Origin of the sequence: Pseudomonas sp. Ga0074129 (assembly GCA_001465025.1) — a bacterium.
Taxonomy (GTDB): Bacteria; Pseudomonadota; Gammaproteobacteria; order Pseudomonadales; family Pseudomonadaceae; genus Aquipseudomonas.
Window position 1 is genome coordinate 1 of the sequence record LNDO01000063.1, and the last position, 1,639, is coordinate 1,639.

General features: G+C 47.8%; 3 protein-coding genes. 1 reads left to right on the forward strand and 2 read right to left on the reverse strand.

The window, feature by feature from the left end; translation table 11 throughout:
* The coding region (locus AUK77_RS06780; protein ID WP_296127482.1) for a hypothetical protein at positions 1-199 on the forward strand (199 nt) is incomplete at its 5' end.
* A 133-nt stretch (positions 200-332) separates the two neighbouring features.
* Here AUK77_RS06780 and AUK77_RS06785 read toward each other — a convergent pair.
* Complete coding sequence (locus tag AUK77_RS06785; protein ID WP_296127484.1) at positions 333-812, reverse strand: YqhA family protein; 480 nt, start codon at positions 810-812, stop codon at positions 333-335.
* Positions 813-1,095: 283 nt separating this feature from the next.
* Positions 1,096-1,530: a hypothetical protein gene (locus AUK77_RS06790; RefSeq protein ID WP_296127487.1), complete on the reverse strand. Its 435-nt coding sequence runs from the start codon at positions 1,528-1,530 to the stop codon at positions 1,096-1,098.
* Positions 1,531-1,639: the final 109 nt, after the last annotated feature.

Sequence of the window (1,639 nt, forward strand, 5' to 3'; positions counted from 1 at the left end):
GGTAGACTTATCCACAGTTGCTGGTAACAAAATCAGCAATCCGCCCTGGGTCAAATTTCAATCGGCAGGGTGGGTCAATTTTCCATCAGCGCCAACAAGTACCCTCTCTATGGATGCGCATAACGCCGCCAACACGCGCAGCTTTGTAGTGAAGGCGAAGCCGCAACCGAAATGGTGTCGCTATGCTTGGATTGGTTAGTGGCAGACGCCCGTGACGTTGGCTCTTGCCCAAAGCAGGCTCCCATGAAGCGTTGGCCGCCTACATTCTCTGCGGAGTGGTTGCCTCTCTAGTTCAGGCAACCAGCAGGTGACGTCTAACCGCGTGCTGTGCATCAGTCTTTCATATTCTTCCACGCGAATACCGAGGCCAAAATAATGATACCGATGGCAGCACCAAAGTATAACGTAGCGATCGTAGCGCCAATCTCTACCGCCTGCTCAAGGAACAGAACCAGCAGTATCACAACAGCCACTTGGCTTACTGTTATCTTCAAATCATGGAAGCTCTTAATGTCCAGAGGGTTTTGGGATTCTCTGTCATCATCAGACACCGGACGGATGAACAGACGATACAGGTTAACCGCCATGATCTGAAAAGTAATAGCGATCAGCAGGAGATCCAACAGCTTCAGGAGGCGAACCGCGAGGCTCTTGCCGTCGTCAGCAGAGACAGGTATATCACGTACTACATCCAGTGCGGTATTCCAGATTATGTTAACCGAGGCACCATACAAGAGCAAAGATGACACCGCACAGATAACGACTGCCACCCACACCATAAACCGACTACTTCTGAAAACTCTCTCGATCATAATTTCTCCGGGCCGCGTCACAACGTCAGTTACAGACTCACAATTTTCTCTTAGTCGGTTTCACCGGACCATCTACTATCTCGTTAATCAACCTCTAGATTGTGCTTTCTACGGCGTTAGCCGAACACTGGAGCTGTCGGATTACTGCTGGATTACTTCAAACGTTCGTGACCCTGACATGACCTGGAGAAAAGCCACTAACGTTTGGTTAAGGGGCGGGCTTTAGCCCGTCCCAGTGAGCGAAGCGAACGGTTTGAACCATTTGTTAGAGAACGACACTCACTCATTTACGTTTCCCTAACCCCGGTGCACCACCTTGCATGAATGGTGGAATTCTTGCAGGGATTGCCCTCGTTGCGGAGCTATTAGTAATGCCGTTTCGGTTTTTGTGCAGTGATATGGCCAGCTTTAAAAGCTCTTTGTCTTCTTTGCATGCTTCGTGAATGTCCTTATTCCTTAGTGCGTGATCCTTGAGAACCTCACTAATTTTAAGCCTGAGGGCTTCTCTGTTTTTATATGAAAGCAGGTCTTCAGCTGACATGTAGCGCTGATTGTGACTCGATTCTTTTTCCAAGAATTTTTTGAAGAGCACTGGAAGATCCAATATTTCTGAAAAAATGCAGTCGTTACATTTGTCAGGCAGATTCTTCCAGTGCGGCATGTAAGGAATTTTTCCGTTACAGAACAGGCACTTTTTGTAGCTCCACTGCGTACTCATGCGTGGTTCTCTAACAGTGATTAGACCGAACGCTCGACTAATACGCAGCCTAACATTTCGCTAACAATGTTGACTTTTCTCTTGCGGATCAGTGTTTTATGCATCTTTC

Coding starts and splice junctions, on each gene's coding strand:
- AUK77_RS06785 (WP_296127484.1), bottom strand. CDS start 812: ATGATCGAGAGAGTTTTCAGAAGTAGTCGGTTTATGGTGTGGGTGGCA.
- AUK77_RS06790 (WP_296127487.1), bottom strand. CDS start 1,530: ATGAGTACGCAGTGGAGCTACAAAAAGTGCCTGTTCTGTAACGGAAAA.